Here is a 15297-nt window from a genome sequence, read left to right as displayed (position 1 = left end):
GGCTGCGATGCAGGCGCCGCGGTCTGGCAGGTACGGCGCGGTGATCCCATCGCAGCCTCGCCGGGGCTCGACAGCTCCCACATTGGTCTCAGCACTCACTCCTCGCGTTTGACCACCAACGTCAAGATGTCATAACTGGCCACCAGCTCACCCAACTGGTTGGTCACCTCCACATCCCACGCCACCACGCCTTGCGGAATGCCCTGGGGGCTCTTCTTGCCCTGGTCGATCTTGCGCTTGCAGGTCAGCCGCGCCTGGATGGTGTCGCCAATGCCCACCGGGTTGATAAACCGCAGGGTGTCCAGCCCGTAGTTCGCCAGCACCGGCCCCGGTGCCGGGGACACAAACAGCCCGGCCGCCGCCGACAGCACAAAGTAACCATGGGCAATGCGTTTGCCGAATTGCGATTCCTTGGCGGCGATGTCATCGAAGTGCATGTAGAAGTGATCGCCCGACAGGCAGCCGAAGTTCACCAGGTCGGCCTCGGTGACGGTGCGGCGGTGGGTCAGCAGCGATTCGCCAATCTGCAGGTCCTGGAAGAAGCGGCGGAACGGGTGCACTTCTGTCTCGATGACCTTGGCGCCGCGTACGTACTCGCCGGTGACCGCCGCCAGCATGGTCGGTGAGCCCTGTACCGCTGCGCGTTGCAGGTAGTGTTTCACGGCGCGCAAGCCGCCGAGTTCTTCGCCGCCACCGGCGCGGCCCGGGCCGCCGTGCTTGAGTTGCGGCAGGGGCGAGCCGTGGCCGGTGGATTCGGCGGCGGATTCGCGGTCGAGCACCAGCAGGCGGCCGTGCCACGCGGCAGCCACCGGGATGGCTTTGGCAGCGATCTGCGGGTCTTTGGTGATCAGGCTCGCGACGAGGCTGCCTTTGCCGCGTGCGGCCAGGGCCAGGGCTTCGTCGAGGTCGTCGTAGGCCATCAGCGTGCTGACCGGGCCGAAGGCCTCGATGTCGTGGGCGCCGCCTTCCGCATGCGGGTCGCGGGCTTGCAGCAGGGTCGGGGCGAAGAACGCGCCCTGGCTGACGTTTTCACCGCGGGGCTCAAAGCCGTCGCGGGCGCCGAACAGCATGTCGCTGCTCTGCAGCAGGCTTTCCAGGCGTTCGGCCACGTCTTTCTGCTGGTCGTGGGAGGCCAGTGCGCCCATGCGCACGCCTTCCACCGACGGGTCGCCCACCACGACTTTTTTCAGGCGGTCCCGCAGGCGGGTGGCGACGGCGTCGATATGTTTGGCCGGCACGATGGCGCGGCGAATGGCGGTGCATTTCTGCCCGGCCTTGGTGGTCATTTCCCGGGCGACTTCCTTGATGAACAGCTCGAACTCTTCGTCGTCCGGGCTTACGTCCGGGGCGAGGATCGCGCAGTTCAGCGAGTCGGCCTCGGCGTTGAACGGCACCGAGTTGCGGATCAGGTTCGGGTTGACCCGCAGCTTGGCGGCGGTGTCGGCTGAGCCGGTGAAGGTCACCACGTCCTGGCCTTGCAGGCGGTCGAGCAAGTCGCCGGTGCTGCCGATCACCAGTTGCAGGCTGCCGGGTGGCAGCAGGCCGGATTCGTCCATCAGGCGCACCACGGCTTCGGTCAGGTAGCTGGTGGCGCTGGCCGGCTTGACGATGCATGGCATGCCCGCCAGGAAACTCGGGGCGAATTTTTCCAGCATGCCCCAGATCGGGAAGTTGAACGCGTTGATGTGCACCACGAGGCCGCCACGAGGCACCAGGATATGGGTGCCGGCAAAGCTGCCGAGCTTGCTCAGCTGCATCGCCGGGCCTTCGTGGACGATATTGCCCGACGGCAATTCCCGCGAGCCCAGGCTGGCGTAGGTGAACAGCGTGCTGTTGCCGCCTTCGATATCGATCCAGCTGTCGGCACGGGTCGCGCCGCTGTGGTGGGAGAGGGCGTAGAGCTGTTCCTTGCGCTCGCTCAGGTACAGCGCGATGGCCTTGAGGCGCTGGGCCCGCTGCTGGAAATCCAGGGCCATCAGCCCGCTGACACCCTGGCGGCGCCCGTGTTCGATGGCTTCGGCGAAGTCCGGGCGCTCCTCGTGAGTGCGTGCCAGCTCGTGGCCGTCAATGGCGCTGCGCAGCACCTGGGCGCCGTGTTGGCCGATCCAGCGGCCAGCGATAAAACTTTGCAGGGTAGGGGCGTGAGACATCACGATTCCTCCGGGTTGGAAAATGAGAGTTAGTGTTTGCTGGCGCCTGCGGCACCAATGCCGGTCATGGAGCGAATGAACTGCGCCAGGTAACGCCCGCGTTCAACGGCAGCGCGGGGCGAGCGGTCGGTGACGGAAAAGACCCAGGCGCTGAAAAACGCCAGGCTCATGGAAAACAGGGCAGGGTTGGAATAGGGGAACAGCGCCTTGTCGTAATGCAGTACGTTGACCCACACCGCCGGGCTCAGCACCAGCAGCACGATGGCCGAGACCAGTCCCGCCAGGCTGCCGGTCACCGCGCCACGGGTGGTCAGGCCCTTCCAGTACATCGAGAGGAACAGCACCGGGAAATTCACCGAGGCGGCGATTGCCAGTACCAGGCCGGACAGGAACGCAATGTTCTGCGACTCAAACAGCAGGCCGAGGATGATCGCCAGCACGCCGATGCACAGCGTGGCGATGCGCGACACGCGGATTTCCTGCTGCTCGCTGGCCTGGCCCTTGCGGATCACGCAGGCATACAGGTCGTGGGACACCGCCGACGCGCCGGACAACGCCAGCCCGGCGACCACGGCCAGGATGGTCGCGAAGGCCACCGCCGAAATGAACCCGAGGAACAGGTTGCCGCCCACGGCCTGTGCCAGGTGCACGGCGATCATGTTGCCGCCGCCGATGATCGCGCCGTTGGCATCCCGGAAGCTTGGGTCAGTACCCACCATGACGATGGCGCCGAAGCCGACGATGACCAGCAGCAGGTAGAAGTAGCCAATGAAACCGGTGGCGTAGAACACGCTCTTGCGCGCTTCCTTGGCGTCGCTGACGGTAAAGAAGCGCATCAGGATATGCGGCAACCCGGCGGTGCCGAACATCATGCCCAGCCCCAGGGAAATCGCATCGATCGGGTTCGACAGCAAGCCGCCCGGCGCCATGATCGCGCTGCCCTTGGCGTGCACGGCGGTGGCCCCGGCGAACATCGCCTCGGTGCTGAAACCAAAGTGCTTGAGCACCATGAACGCCATGAAGGTGGTGCCGAACAGCAACATCACCGCCTTGATGATCTGCACCCAGGTGGTGGCGAGCATGCCGCCGAAGGTCACGTAGAACACCATCAGCACGCCCACCAGCATCACCGCGTACAGGTAGTCGATGCCGAACAGCAGCTCGATCAGCTTGCCGGCGCCCACCATCTGCGCCACCAGGTACATCAGCGCCACGGTCAGGGTGCCGAAGGCCGAGGTCAGGCGCACCGGGGTCTGCTCCAGGCGGTAGGACACCACATCGGCAAACGTGTACTTGCCCAGGTTGCGCAGGCGCTCGGCGATCAGGAACAGGATGATCGGCCAGCCTGCCAACACGCCCAGGGCGTAGAGCAGGCCGTCATAACCGTTGAGGAACATCATCGCCGAGATGCCGAGGAATGACGCCGCCGAGATCATGTCGCCGGCAATCGCCAGGCCATTCTGGAAGCCGCTCATGCCGCCGCCGGCGGTGTAGAAGTCGCTGGCGGAACGGGTGCGCAGGGCGGCCCAGCGAGTCACGCCGAGGGTGAACAGCACGAACACCAGGAACATGCCGATGGCGTTCCAGTTCAGTGGCCGGGATGCGCCGTCGGCGGCGACTGCAAGGTCCGTGGCCAATGCCAGCGGCAGGAGAAACCACGCTACCAGCCGGCTCATGCTGTGCACTCCTGCTTGAGCTTGTCGTTCAGCGGGTCGATCACGTGGTTAGCGCGGTACACATAAAAGCCGGTCAGCGCGAACGCCAGCAGCACAATCACCACACCCACCAGCATGCCCACGGTGGTCACGCCGCCGCTCAACGACTGCCCGAGGGTAGCCGGGGAGAACGCCACCAACAGCACAAACCCGAAATAGATCACCAGCATGATCAGCGACAGCGACCAGTACAGGTTCTGTTTGCGGCGTACCAACTGGATGAAATCGGGATGTCGACGGATGCGCTCGATATCGTCGGGGGTCATGGTGGTGTGCTCCTTTTTATTGTTGTTGTGGTTAAACCTGCGTCCTGTAGGAGCGAGCTTGCTCGCGAAAAACCTGAGGGCGCCGCGTTGATTCAGGCTACCCGCGTCATCGTTAACGATCTTCGCGAGCAAGCTCGCTCCTACAGGGGAGCGGTGTGTCCTTAAAGCTGATCGAAATCCAGTACCACCTTGTCGCTGACCGGGAATGCCTGGCACGACAGCACATAGCCGGCGGCCACTTCGTAGTCTTCGAGGGCGTGGTTGCTGTCCATCTCCACTTCGCCTTCGATGACTTTGCATTTGCAGGTGGAGCACACGCCGGCCTTGCACGAATACGGCAGCTCGGCGCCCTGGGCATTGCCCGCGTCGAGGATGCTCTGAGTGTTGCGGGGCAGGTCGAAGGCGAGGGCGCGGCCATCGCTGATCACCGTGATCTGGCTGACCGCCGCATCCACTTGCCGCGCCGCTTCGCGGGCCTCGCGCTTGTGCTGGCTGCCGGCGGCGGCGAACAGTTCGAAATGGATGCGCTCCGGCGCCATGCCCTTGGCCTTGAGGCTGTCGCGCACGATCTCGGTCATCTCCTGCGGGCCGCAGATAAAGGCCGCGTCGAGGGCTTTTACGTCGAGCCAGCGGGAGAACAGTTGCTCGCACTTCTCGGCGTTAATGCGGCCGTTGTAAAGGTCGACATCCTGCTGCTCGCGGCTGAACACGAAGATCAGGTTCAGGCGCTGCAGGTAGCGGTTCTTCAGGTCTTCCAGCTGTTCGCGAAACAGTGCACCGGAGCTGGAACGGTTGCCGTACAGCAGCGTCACGCGGCTGTGGGGCTCGGCTTGCAGGGTGGTCTTGATGATCGACAGGATCGGCGTGATACCGCTGCCTGCCGCCACTGCCAGGTAATGGCCGTGGCGAGCGGGATCAAGGTCCACATGAAAATGCCCGGCGGGCGGCATCACTTCCAGGCTGTGCCCGGCCTTGAGCTGCTCATTGGCAAAGGCGGAGAACCGTCCACCGGCCACGCGCTTGATGGCGATGCGCAGTTCGCCGTCATTGACCCCGGTGCAGATCGAATAGGAACGGCGCACTTCCTCGCCATCCAGCTGGGTGCGCATCACCAGGTGCTGGCCCTGGGTGAAGTGGAAGCTGTCTTGCAGGTGCTGCGGAATCTCGAAGGCGATGGACACCGCGTCACGGGTCTCGTTGCGCACATCCTTGATGGTCAGGCTGTGAAATTTGCTCATTGTTGTTCTCCAACCAAGCGGGCCGCTGGCCCCTCAGATGCACTTGAAATAGTCGAACGGTTCCAGGCAATCGCGGCAGCGGTGCAGCGCCTTGCAGGCGGTGGAGCCGAATTCGCTGAGCACTTCGGTGTGGGTGCTGCCGCATTGCGGGCAGGCAATCACCGGGCTTTCTCCCAGCAGGCTGCGTTTGCCGCTACTGCCTTGGGGCGGTGCGATGCCGTAGGCCCGCAGGCGTTCGCGGCCGCTGCTGGTGATCCAGTCGGTGGTCCAGGCCGGGGTCAGCTTGCGTTCCAGTTGCGGCGCGCGGAAACCTGCCAGCTCCAATGCATCGCGGATGTCGCCCTCGATCACTTCGGTGGCGGGGCAGCCGGAGTAGGTCGGCGTGACCACCACATGCAAGTGGCCGGCCTGCCAGTCCAGGTCGCGCACTATGCCCAGGTCGACCACGCTCACCACCGGCACTTCCGGGTCCATGACCTGCGCCAGGGTGGCCCACGCGGCAGCCAGGTCGGTGGGTTGCGCCGGGCGTGCGCCCTGGTCGCTGGCGATCAGTTCACCAGGTTGCATCGGGGTACGCTCGGGGCAAAAACTGCATTTCCGCCAACAAAATTCCCAGGTGCTCGCTGTGCAAACCGCGGCGTGCATCCAGGTAGAAATAGCTCGCAGCAGGCGGCAGGGGCAGGGTGGCGCTGGTAAAGATTTCGCTGACCTGGGTCTGCCACGCTGCGGCAACCTGAGCGGCGTCCGGCGTAATGCCGGCGGCGTGCAGGCGCTGTTCACTGTCGTCGGCGCTGGTCAGTTCCACGGTGAACCGCCACAGCTCGGGGATCGCCGCGAGCATGCGTTTATGGCTTTCCTCGGTGCCGTCCCCGAGGCGCTCCACCCACTCGCCGGAGCGGCGCAGGTGATAGGTGACTTCCTTCACCGCCTTGGCCGCGATGCCGGCGATGCGTTCGTCGCTGGATTGGGCCAGGCCGCTCAACACCGGCAAGTGCCAGGCGTCATACAGGAATTGCTTGAGGATGGTCACCGCGTAGTCGCCGTTGGGTTGTTCCACCAGCAGCAGGTTGCGATAGGCCCGCTCATCCCGGCGGAAGGCCAGGTGATCGGCGTCGCGCCCGTCGTCCAGCAGCTCGGCGGCGTATTCCAGCCAGTTGCGCGCCTGGCCTACCAGGTCGAGGCCGACGTTCATCAGCGCCAGTTCTTCTTCCAGTGCCGGCGCATGGCCGCACCACTGGCACAGGCGCTGGCCCTGGATCAGGGCGCTGTCGCCGAGGCGCAGCAGGTATTCGATCAGATCGGTTTCAGGGTTCATGGTCGACCTCACATATGCCCGACTTCGGCCGGCAACTCGTAGAAGCTGGCGTGGCGGTAGACCTTGTCATCGGCCGGGTCGAACAGCGGGTCTTTCTCGTCCGGCGACGAGGCGGTGATCAGCGCGGAAGGCACTACCCACAGGCTCACGCCTTCACTGCGGCGGGTGTACAGCTCCCGGGCATTCTCGATGGCCATGGTGGTGTCGGCGGCATGCACGCTGCCCACATGCTTGTGATTCAGGCCGTGCTTGCTGCGCACGAAGACTTCAAACAGGGTCCATTCAGACATAACGGTGACTCCACATCAGGTGGCCGATCAGGCGGCGTTCTTGTTCTGTTTTTTACGGGCGTGGGCGACGGCGGCTTCGCGTACCCAGGCACCGTCTTCAATCGCCTTGCGGCGGGTGGCGACGCGTTCCTGGTTGCACGGGCCGTTGCCCTTGAGCACTTCGTAGAACTCGCTCCACTGGATCTCGCCGAAATCGTAATGGCCGCGTTCGGCGTTCCACTTCAGGTCCGGGTCGGGGCAGGTGCAGCCCAGCAGCTCCAGCTGCGGGATGGTCTGGTCGATGAAGCGCTGGCGCAGTTCGTCGTTGCTCTGGCGCTTGATTTTCCAGGCCATGGACTGGGCGCTGTTGGGGGAGTGTTCGTCGCTGGGGCCGAACATCATCAGCGATGGCCACCAGAGGCGGTTGATCGCGTCCTGGACCATGTCTTTTTGCGCCTGGGTGCCCTGGCGCATCATGGTCAGCAGCAGTTCGTAGCCCTGGCGCTGGTGAAAGCTTTCTTCCTTGCAGATGCGCACCATGGCCCGGGAGTAGGGGCCGTAGGAGGTGCGCTGCAGTACCACCTGGTTGACGATGGCGGCGCCGTCTACCAGCCAGCCTACTGCGCCCATGTCGGCCCAGTTCAGGGTGGGGTAGTTGAAGATGCTGGAGTACTTGGCCTTGCCGCTGTGGAGCTTGGCGATTTCTTCGTCGCGGTCGGCGCCCAGGGTTTCCATGGCGCTGTAGAGGTACAGGCCGTGGCCGGCTTCGTCCTGGATCTTGGCCATCAGTTGCAGCTTGCGTTTGAGGGTGGGGGCGCGGGTGACCCAGTTGCCCTCGGGCAGCATGCCGACGATTTCCGAGTGGGCGTGTTGGGAGATCTGGCGGATCAGGGTTTGACGGTAGGCGTCGGGCATCCAGTTCTTGGCTTCGATCTTGATTTCGGCGTCGATTTTTTCCTGGAAGGCGCGTTCCTGGTCGGACATCTCGGAGAGGTCCTTGATGCGCTTTACTCCGGTTTCTACAAGCTGTGCGTACATGGGGGTCTCCCGCCTTGTGTTTTGTCGTAGGCATGGAGGACTTTATAAGCGATACGGAAATTAATATCAAACCCAAAATATGGTGTCGTTATTTGATTTTGTATCGCTTTGCGGGAAGGGAGCAGATATCTGTCGCTACGGTAACGGCGGCATAGGGTTCCCGGTCATCGTGGTAAGCAGGGCCAGTAGGCAAAAAACAGGGCCGCTTTATGTGGGAGCGGGCTTGCTCGCGAAGAACCTGAGAGCGCCGCGTTGAATCAGGATGCCCGCGTCATCGTTAACGACCTTCGCGAGCAAGCCCGCTCCCACATTTGAACCGTGTGCGCCTTTGATTTTGCTGGTGCTCTACCCCCACCCCAAAAAACGAGCAAAAAAAAGCCCCGCAAATGCGGGGCCAAAAAGGTGCAGCAGTCATGCCTTAGGGCGACGATCCATCACATGGCAAGCCTTGCCCTCAGACCGCTTGATCGAATGCAGCGGCTGCAAAACGATGCGCGAGCTGATCCCGATATACGTCTTGATGTGCTTGCTCAGTTCGCTGGAGACGGCTTTCTGTTGTTCATCATTGAGGTGCTGATGCTCAGCCTTGAGCTCCACATGCACATCCACACTGTCCAGGTTGCCATTACGATACAGATGTATCTCATAACACTCTGAAAGCTGTTTTATTTTAAGCACCTGCTCCTCGATCTGCGTGGGAAACACATTAACCCCGCGAATGATCAGCATGTCATCACTGCGCCCGGTGATCTTGTCGATCCGCCGCATCGGCCGCGCAGTCCCCGGCAGCAACCGCGTCAAATCCCGGGTGCGGTAGCGAATCATCGGCAGCGCCTCCTTGCTCAAGGAGGTAAATACCAGTTCTCCCATCTGCCCGTCCGGCAGCACCTCACCCGTCACCGGGTCGATGATCTCCGGGTAGAAGTGATCCTCCCAAATGGTCGGGCCATCCTTGGTTTCCGCACACTCCATGGCCACCCCAGGCCCCATGATTTCCGACAGCCCGTAAATATCCAGCGCCGTAATCCCCAGTCGCGCCTCGATTGCACTGCGCAGCTCGGCAGTCCACGGCTCGGCCCCAAAGATCCCCAGTCGCAACGCCAGCTTCTGTGGATCAATGCCCTGGCGCTCGATTTCATCGGCAATGTTCAGCATGTACGAGGGCGTGACCATGATGATGTCCGGTTGGAAATCCTTGATCAGTTGCACCTGTTTTTCCGTCTGCCCGCCGGACATCGGAATCACCGTACAACCCAGGCGTTCCGCGCCGTAGTGGGCACCAAGGCCGCCGGTGAACAGCCCGTAGCCATAGGAAATATGCACCTTGTCGCCACGTCGCCCACCGGCCGCGCGGATCGAGCGGGCCACCACGTTGGCCCAGGTGTCGATGTCGTTCTGGGTGTAACCCACCACCGTCGGCTTGCCGGTGGTGCCGCTGGAAGCGTGCAGGCGCACCACCTCGTTCATCGGCACGGCAAACATGCCGTAGGGGTAACTGTCCCGCAGGTCGCCCTTGGTGGTGAACGGGAACCTGGCCAGGTCGTCCAGGGACTTGATGTCATCCGGGTGCACCCCCAGCGCGTCGAAGCGCTGACGGTACAGCGGCACATTCTGGTAGGCGTGGCGCAGGCTCCAGCGCAGGCGCTCCAGTTGATGGGCGCGCAGTTCGTCGACGCTGGCGGTTTCCAGCGGGTCCAGCACAGGGTTAAGCACGGCGTTTGGAATAGGCATGTTCATGAGTTCACTCGAATTATTTTTGTGTATCAGCCCACCGCACACCGTGGGCTTTGAGTGCATGCCCCAAGGATACCGCTAGGCTCCCCGGGAATCGCGAATCTTTAGTCGGACAGGCGCTCGATGATCAGCGCGATGCCTTGGCCCACGCCGATGCACATGGTGCACAGGGCGTAGCGGCCGCCACGTTCTTCCAGCTCATGCAGGGCGGTAGTTACCAGCCGTGCGCCGCTCATCCCCAGTGGATGGCCGAGGGCGATGGCGCCGCCGTTGGGGTTCACCCGTGGGTCGTTGTCCCCCAGGCCCAGCTCGCGCAGTACCGCCAGGCCCTGGGCGGCGAAGGCTTCGTTGAGCTCGATCACGTCCATGTCCGCCAGGCTCAGGTTGGCCAGTTCCAGCACCTTGCGGGTCGCCGGCACCGGGCCGATGCCCATGATGCGCGGTTCCACGCCGGCGGTGGCCATCGCCACCACCCGGCCGCGGGCGACCAGGCCGTGACGCTTGGCAACTTCCGCGCTGGCCAGCAGCAGGGCGCAGGCGCCGTCGTTGACCCCGGATGCATTGCCGGCGGTGATGCTGCCACCCTCGCGGAATGGCGTGCCGAGTTTCTGCAGTTGTTCAAGGGTGGTGTCGCCGCGGGGGTGTTCGTCGTGTTCCACCACCTTGGCCGGGCCTTTGCGCTGGGGGATTTCCACCGCGACGATTTCCCTGGCCAGGCGCCCGCTGGCCTGGGCGGCGGCTGCACGTTGCTGGCTGCGCAGGGCAAACGCGTCCTGGTCGGCGCGGGAGATATTGAACTGCTCGGCGACGTTTTCAGCGGTCTCCGGCATCGAGTCGATCCCGTAGGCCTTTTTCATCAGCGGGTTGACGAAGCGCCAGCCAATGGTGGTGTCGTATAGCTGCGCATCGCGGGAAAACGCCTGTTCGGCCTTGCCCATTACCAGCGGCGCCCGGGACATCGATTCCACGCCGCCCACCAGCATCAAGCCAGCCTCGCCACAGCGAATCGCCCGGGCCGCGCTGCCGATGGCGTCCAGCCCCGAGCCGCACAAACGGTTGAGGGTGGTGCCCGGCACGCTCACCGGCAGCCCGGCCAGCAGCGCCGACATGCGCGCCACGTTGCGGTTGTCTTCGCCGGCCTGGTTGGCGCAGCCGTAGATCACATCGTCGACGCTGCTCCAGTCCACTTGCGGGTGGCGGCGCAGCAGTTCGCGCAGCGGCACCGCTCCGAGGTCGTCGGCGCGCACGCTGCTCAAGGCGCCGGCGTAGCGGCCGATCGGGGTGCGGACTGCGTCGATGATCAAGGCGTCATTCATTCGGATTCTCCTGCGCCAGCACCGTGCCGCGCACTTTGTAGGATTTGCCATGGAACAGCGCAATCAGCTGGCCCAGTTGGTTTTCGATACGGACGTCGTAGTTGCCGGTGCGACCCGAGCGGCTTTGCTCGCGGCAATCGGCACTCAAGGTGTCGCCCAGGTGGGCCGGGGCGATGTAGTCGATGCTGCAGCCGAGCGCCACGGTGGCGTCGTTGTAGCTGTTGCAGGCCAGGGCGAATGCCGAGTCCGCCAGCGCAAACAGGTAGCCGCCGTGGCAGGTGCCGTGGCCCTGGATCATGTCGGCGCGCACGCTCATGCCCAGCCGTGCGCAACCCGGCGCCACCGAGAGCAGGCGCATGCCCATGCCCTGGCTGGCGGCATCGCGGCTGAACATGGCCTGGGCGCACTGGTTGGCCAGGTTCATGGCTTCATGGTTGGTCATGTGGTGCGCTCCTTTCAGCGGCCCTTGAAGCTTGGGCTGCGTTTTTCCATGAAGGCGGCGACGCCTTCGCGGTAATCCTCGCTGCGCCCGGCCAGGCGTTGCAGGTCGCGCTCCAGCTCCAGCTGTTGGTCAAAACTGTTGCTCAGGCTGGCGTTCAGGCTGCGCTTGATCAGCGCCAGGCCGTAGGTCGGTTGCGTGGCCAGGTGGCGGGCCAGGGTCAGGGCTTCGTTGCGCAATTCGGCGTCGTCCACGCAGCGGTAGATCAGGCCCCATTGCTCGGCCTGCTCGGCGCTCAGGCGGTTGCCCAGCAGGGCCAGCGCCTTGGCGCGGGCCATGCCCACCAGGCGCGGCAGGGTCCAGGTGCCGCCGGAATCGGGGATCAGGCCGATCTTGCAGAAGGCTTGGATGAAGTTCGCCGAGCGTGCTGCCAGCACCAGGTCGCAGGCCAGCGGGATGTTCGCGCCGGCACCGGCCGCCACGCCGTTGACCGCGCAGATCACCGGCAAAGGCAGGTCGCGCAGTTGGCGGATCAGCGGGTTGTAGAACTTCTCGATGGATTCGCCCAGGTCCGGCACCGCGCTGCCGGGTGCCACGTTGCGGTCGCTGAGGTCTTGCCCGGCGCAAAAGCCGCGGCCTTCACCGGTCAGCAGCAGCACGCGCACGTCGGGGTTTTCCTGGACTTGCTTCAACGCTTGCTGGACTTCGCCGTGCATCTGCGTGTTGAAGCTGTTGAGCTGGTCGGGGCGATTGAGGCTGAGCAGGGCGACGCCGGCCTCGATGGAAAACAGGATGTGTTCGAAGTTCATGGTCGTGAGGCCCTCACGGTGCACGCTCGGCGGTCAGCCGGCTCATTATTGGATCGGCGTGGTCAGCCGGTTTTGCCGGAGTATAGCTTTAACGTGATACATAAATGCAACGATAAAATTGATTTGGTGTGTCTTGTTTTGAGTTTGATGAAAATGAACTGCTCGCTGTGCTGGTCGGTGAATACCTGATAATTCCCCTATTTTATTGGCTTTACGTCGATTATCAGCGGCACCGTATCAAGCCACGGCGACACATGATTCAAGCGATACGCTTTTTCAGCTTTGTGCTTGTAAAAATGATGTGATACAAAATAAGCCAAGATCGGCATCGCTTTGCGAATACGCCATAAAAGGAATCCCCATGACTTGCTACAGCCTCGACGGCCTGACCCCGGTGGTCGACCCCACGGCCTACGTCCATCCCTCGGCGGTACTGATCGGCGACGTGATCATCGGCCCCCATTGCTATGTAGGGCCGCTGGCGAGTTTGCGCGGCGACTTCGGGCGCATCGTCCTCGAAGAAGGCGCCAACCTGCAGGACACCTGTGTGATGCACGGCTTCCCGGACAGCGATACGGTGGTCGAGCGCAACGGCCATATCGGCCACGGCGCCGTGCTGCACGGTTGCCGGATCGGCACCGATGCGCTGGTGGGCATGAATGCGGTGGTGATGGACAACGCCCGTATCGGCGCTCGCTCATTCGTCTCGGCGGCGGCGTTCGTCAAAGCCGGTTTCGAGTGCCCTGAGCAGTCGCTGGTGATGGGCGCGCCGGCCAGCGTCAAGCGCAGCCTCAGTGATGAAGAGGTGCACTGGAAACATACCGGCACCCGTGAATACCAGCGCCTGGCTCAGCGTTGCCTGGAGCAGATGCAGGAATGCGCACCCCTGAGCGCACCGGAAGCCGATCGCCCACGCATCAGCGACAGCGGCCTGCGGCCCAAGGGTAGATGAATCGCCTGCATCCCGACGCCGCTAAAAACGGTATATTTTCTCTTTTTGCCTCGGTACGCCCATGTCGTCACTGACACCCCTGAACCAACTGATTACCCGCTTCCAGGAGCAGACGCCGATTCGCGCCAGTTCCTTGATCATCACCTTGTACGGGGACGCCATCGAACCCCACGGCGGGACGGTGTGGCTGGGCAGCCTGATCCAGTTGCTCGAACCCATCGGCATCAATGAACGGCTGATCCGCACCTCGATCTTTCGCCTGACCAAGGAAGGCTGGCTGACCGCCGAAAAAGTCGGGCGCCGCAGCTACTACAGCCTGACCGGTGCCGGGCGTCGGCGTTTCGACAAGGCCTTCAAGCGGGTCTACAGCTCCAGCGTGCCGGCATGGGATGGCTCGTGGTGCCTGGTGATGCTCACGCAGTTGACCCAGGACAAGCGCAAACAAGTACGTGAAGAGCTGGAGTGGCAAGGTTTTGGTGCGATTGCCCCGACCGTGCTGGCCTGCCCACGCAGCGACCGCGCCGACGTCAACGCCACCTTGCTCGACCTCGGCGCCCAGGAAGACACCATCGTCTTCGAAACCACCGCCCAGGATGTACTGGCCTCCAAGGCCCTGCGGGTGCAGGTGCGCGAGAGCTGGAACATCGAGGAGCTGGCGGCCCATTACAGCGAGTTCATCCAACTGTTCCGACCGCTCTGGCAAGCGCTTCGCGAGCAGGAACAGCTACAGCCTGCGGATTGTTTCCTGGCACGAGTCCTGCTTATCCATGAGTACCGCAAACTGCTGCTGCGCGACCCGCAATTGCCCGATGAATTGCTCCCCGGCGATTGGGAAGGCCGCGCCGCCCGCCAGTTGTGCCGCAATATTTACCGGTTGATTTACGCCAAGGCCGAGGAATGGCTGAACAGCGCGCTGGAAACTGCCGACGGCCCGTTGCCGGACGTTGGCGAAAGCTTTTACCGGCGGTTCGGAGGCCTGAAATAAGGAGCGACGCTGTTCAGGAGAACGGGTGGAGTAATGTGGCGTAGAGAATAAAAATAAGCCTGCGTGAGGCCTGAACATGATGTCTTCAATTGCACAGCGCTGTGATGGGTTCGACCAATGGATCCATCAGATCAATCAGATCTGTGGCGCATTCGATGGGCAGATCCTGGGGGATGGTTTTTCCGGGCAGATCCGCGAGTACCAGAGCGGCGCGCTGAAACTCAGCTTTGTCGACGCCTGCCAGGCGCGGCTGTTTCGTACCTCCAGCCAAATCGCGGCGGGCGAGGGCGGCAAGTACTTTGCCGTGTTCCAGCTCGACGGCACGGCCGGCATGGCCCAGGGTGACAGCAAGGCGCTGTTGCGCGCCGGCGACATTACCCTGATCGATGCGGCGCACCCCAGCGACTTCACCTACAGCGAGAATTCGCGGCAGTTGTCGTTGATCCTGCCGTCGTACCTGGTGGAGCAGACCTTGCGTTTCAACCCGGTCAAATGCGGGCACCGGATCGAGGCGGCGTCGCCGATGGCGATGCTGTCCCGGCAGCTGATTCTGGAGGCCACCCGGCAAGACAACCTGACCTTGCAGGAAAGCGAGGCGACGCTGGAGGCGATCATCAACCTGCTGCGCCCGGCGATCAGCCAGGCGGGCGAGGGCAGCGACGCCCATGAGCGAGTGTTCCGCAAGACGCTGGAGTGCATTGACCAGCACATTCGCTCCGAAGAGCTGTGCCCCGAGTGGCTGGCGCGGGAGGTGGGGATGTCGGTGCGCGGGCTGTACCGGATCTTTGCCCGCAAGGGCCTGGTGGTGGCGCGGTACATCAAGAACCGACGGCTGGATTTGTGTGCTGAATCCCTGCGCCAATCCAGGGTGGAGGAAAAGCTTTCGGTGCTGGGGTACTCGTGGGGGTTTTCGGATTCGAGTTATTTTTCGACGGCGTTCAAGTCACGGTTCGGCATTGCGCCGGGTGAGTACCGCAAACAACACGCCTGATCAGGTGATACGCCGATCAAAAATGTGGGAGCGGGCTTGCTCGCGAATGCGGTGGTTCAGTTGATGCATTGGGTGACTGA

The 15297-nt window shown here is 63.2% G+C and carries 15 protein-coding genes; 3 read left to right on the top strand and 12 right to left on the bottom strand.

Annotation, left to right across the window (positions count from 1 at the left end):
- Nucleotides 1–95 precede the first annotated feature (95 nt).
- The 12 genes from paaZ to paaG all read right to left on the bottom strand — a co-directional run bounded on the left by paaZ (nt 96) and on the right by paaG (nt 12289).
- Nucleotides 96–2150, bottom strand: coding sequence for a phenylacetic acid degradation bifunctional protein PaaZ (gene paaZ / locus ACW9I6_RS22975; protein ID WP_003208911.1), 2055 nt, complete (start codon nt 2148–2150; stop codon nt 96–98).
- A 29-nt stretch (nt 2151–2179) separates the two neighbouring features.
- The gene (locus ACW9I6_RS22970; protein WP_457339873.1) at nt 2180–3826 is read right to left on the bottom strand and encodes a cation/acetate symporter; all 1647 of its coding nucleotides are present in this window, start codon (nt 3824–3826) and stop codon (nt 2180–2182) included.
- A complete protein-coding gene (locus ACW9I6_RS22965) occupies nt 3823–4131 on the bottom strand; it encodes a DUF485 domain-containing protein (protein WP_003208907.1) in 309 nt (102 codons plus the stop codon). The genes ACW9I6_RS22970 and ACW9I6_RS22965 overlap by 4 nt, the downstream gene beginning before the upstream one ends.
- A 161-nt stretch (nt 4132–4292) precedes the next feature.
- Nucleotides 4293–5369: a 1,2-phenylacetyl-CoA epoxidase subunit PaaE gene (gene paaE, locus ACW9I6_RS22960; RefSeq protein WP_457339872.1), complete on the bottom strand. Its 1077-nt coding sequence runs from the start codon at nt 5367–5369 to the stop codon at nt 4293–4295.
- Nucleotides 5370–5402: 33 nt separating this feature from the next.
- On the bottom strand, nt 5403–5936 hold the full coding sequence (gene paaD, locus ACW9I6_RS22955) for a 1,2-phenylacetyl-CoA epoxidase subunit PaaD (RefSeq protein WP_457339871.1): 534 nt from the start codon (nt 5934–5936) through the stop codon (nt 5403–5405).
- A complete protein-coding gene (gene paaC / locus ACW9I6_RS22950) occupies nt 5923–6684 on the bottom strand; it encodes a 1,2-phenylacetyl-CoA epoxidase subunit PaaC (protein WP_177009349.1) in 762 nt (253 codons plus the stop codon). Before paaC ends, paaD begins: the two co-directional genes overlap by 14 nt.
- Before the next feature lie 8 nt (nt 6685–6692).
- On the bottom strand, nt 6693–6974 hold the full coding sequence (gene paaB / locus ACW9I6_RS22945) for a 1,2-phenylacetyl-CoA epoxidase subunit PaaB (RefSeq protein ID WP_003208899.1): 282 nt from the start codon (nt 6972–6974) through the stop codon (nt 6693–6695).
- Between the two features lie 27 nt (nt 6975–7001).
- Nucleotides 7002–7991, bottom strand: coding sequence for a 1,2-phenylacetyl-CoA epoxidase subunit PaaA (gene paaA / locus ACW9I6_RS22940; RefSeq protein WP_003208897.1), 990 nt, complete (start codon nt 7989–7991; stop codon nt 7002–7004).
- A 411-nt stretch (nt 7992–8402) separates the two neighbouring features.
- Nucleotides 8403–9728: a phenylacetate--CoA ligase PaaK gene (gene paaK / locus ACW9I6_RS22935; RefSeq protein ID WP_177067939.1), complete on the bottom strand. Its 1326-nt coding sequence runs from the start codon at nt 9726–9728 to the stop codon at nt 8403–8405.
- A 101-nt stretch (nt 9729–9829) separates the two neighbouring features.
- Entirely contained in the window at nt 9830–11041 is a 1212-nt protein-coding gene (gene pcaF / locus ACW9I6_RS22930) for a 3-oxoadipyl-CoA thiolase (RefSeq protein ID WP_063029023.1), read from the bottom strand.
- Complete coding sequence (gene paaI / locus ACW9I6_RS22925) at nt 11034–11483, bottom strand: hydroxyphenylacetyl-CoA thioesterase PaaI (RefSeq protein WP_008431049.1); 450 nt, start codon at nt 11481–11483, stop codon at nt 11034–11036. Before paaI ends, pcaF begins: the two co-directional genes overlap by 8 nt.
- Nucleotides 11484–11497: 14 nt before the next feature.
- Nucleotides 11498–12289 carry a 2-(1,2-epoxy-1,2-dihydrophenyl)acetyl-CoA isomerase PaaG gene (paaG, locus tag ACW9I6_RS22920; RefSeq protein WP_003208887.1) on the bottom strand — a complete coding sequence of 264 codons (792 nt, stop codon included), beginning with the start codon at nt 12287–12289 and terminating at the stop codon, nt 11498–11500.
- Between the two features lie 361 nt (nt 12290–12650).
- Between paaG and paaY the strand changes: the two genes are divergently transcribed.
- From paaY to feaR, 3 genes are all read left to right on the top strand, one after another.
- A complete protein-coding gene (gene paaY / locus ACW9I6_RS22915) occupies nt 12651–13241 on the top strand; it encodes a phenylacetic acid degradation protein PaaY (protein ID WP_177046341.1) in 591 nt (196 codons plus the stop codon).
- A 61-nt stretch (nt 13242–13302) separates the two neighbouring features.
- A complete protein-coding gene (gene paaX, locus ACW9I6_RS22910; RefSeq protein ID WP_003208883.1) occupies nt 13303–14226 on the top strand; it encodes a phenylacetic acid degradation operon negative regulatory protein PaaX in 924 nt (307 codons plus the stop codon).
- A gap of 76 nt (nt 14227–14302) precedes the next feature.
- Nucleotides 14303–15217: a transcriptional regulator FeaR gene (feaR, locus tag ACW9I6_RS22905; RefSeq protein ID WP_177068757.1), complete on the top strand. Its 915-nt coding sequence runs from the start codon at nt 14303–14305 to the stop codon at nt 15215–15217.
- Nucleotides 15218–15297: the final 80 nt, after the last annotated feature.

This window comes from Pseudomonas sp. SDO5522_S412 (assembly GCF_054071215.1).
Note: the sequence above shows the minus strand (reverse complement) of the source record. Positions and strands in the feature narration are given on the sequence as shown.

Excerpts from the sequence above, each read along its gene's own strand:
- paaZ (WP_003208911.1), bottom strand. The coding sequence starts at position 2,150 with ATGTCTCACGCCCCTACCCTGCAAAGTTTTATCGCTGGCCGCTGGATC.
- ACW9I6_RS22970 (WP_457339873.1), bottom strand. The coding sequence starts at position 3,826 with ATGAGCCGGCTGGTAGCGTGGTTTCTCCTGCCGCTGGCATTGGCCACG.
- ACW9I6_RS22965 (WP_003208907.1), bottom strand. The coding sequence starts at position 4,131 with ATGACCCCCGACGATATCGAGCGCATCCGTCGACATCCCGATTTCATC.
- paaE (WP_457339872.1), bottom strand. The coding sequence starts at position 5,369 with ATGAGCAAATTTCACAGCCTGACCATCAAGGATGTGCGCAACGAGACC.
- paaD (WP_457339871.1), bottom strand. The coding sequence starts at position 5,936 with ATGCAACCTGGTGAACTGATCGCCAGCGACCAGGGCGCACGCCCGGCG.
- paaC (WP_177009349.1), bottom strand. The coding sequence starts at position 6,684 with ATGAACCCTGAAACCGATCTGATCGAATACCTGCTGCGCCTCGGCGAC.
- paaB (WP_003208899.1), bottom strand. The coding sequence starts at position 6,974 with ATGTCTGAATGGACCCTGTTTGAAGTCTTCGTGCGCAGCAAGCACGGC.
- paaA (WP_003208897.1), bottom strand. The coding sequence starts at position 7,991 with ATGTACGCACAGCTTGTAGAAACCGGAGTAAAGCGCATCAAGGACCTC.
- paaK (WP_177067939.1), bottom strand. The coding sequence starts at position 9,728 with ATGAACATGCCTATTCCAAACGCCGTGCTTAACCCTGTGCTGGACCCG.
- pcaF (WP_063029023.1), bottom strand. The coding sequence starts at position 11,041 with ATGAATGACGCCTTGATCATCGACGCAGTCCGCACCCCGATCGGCCGC.
- paaI (WP_008431049.1), bottom strand. The coding sequence starts at position 11,483 with ATGACCAACCATGAAGCCATGAACCTGGCCAACCAGTGCGCCCAGGCC.
- paaG (WP_003208887.1), bottom strand. The coding sequence starts at position 12,289 with ATGAACTTCGAACACATCCTGTTTTCCATCGAGGCCGGCGTCGCCCTG.
- paaY (WP_177046341.1), top strand. The coding sequence starts at position 12,651 with ATGACTTGCTACAGCCTCGACGGCCTGACCCCGGTGGTCGACCCCACG.
- paaX (WP_003208883.1), top strand. The coding sequence starts at position 13,303 with ATGTCGTCACTGACACCCCTGAACCAACTGATTACCCGCTTCCAGGAG.
- feaR (WP_177068757.1), top strand. The coding sequence starts at position 14,303 with ATGATGTCTTCAATTGCACAGCGCTGTGATGGGTTCGACCAATGGATC.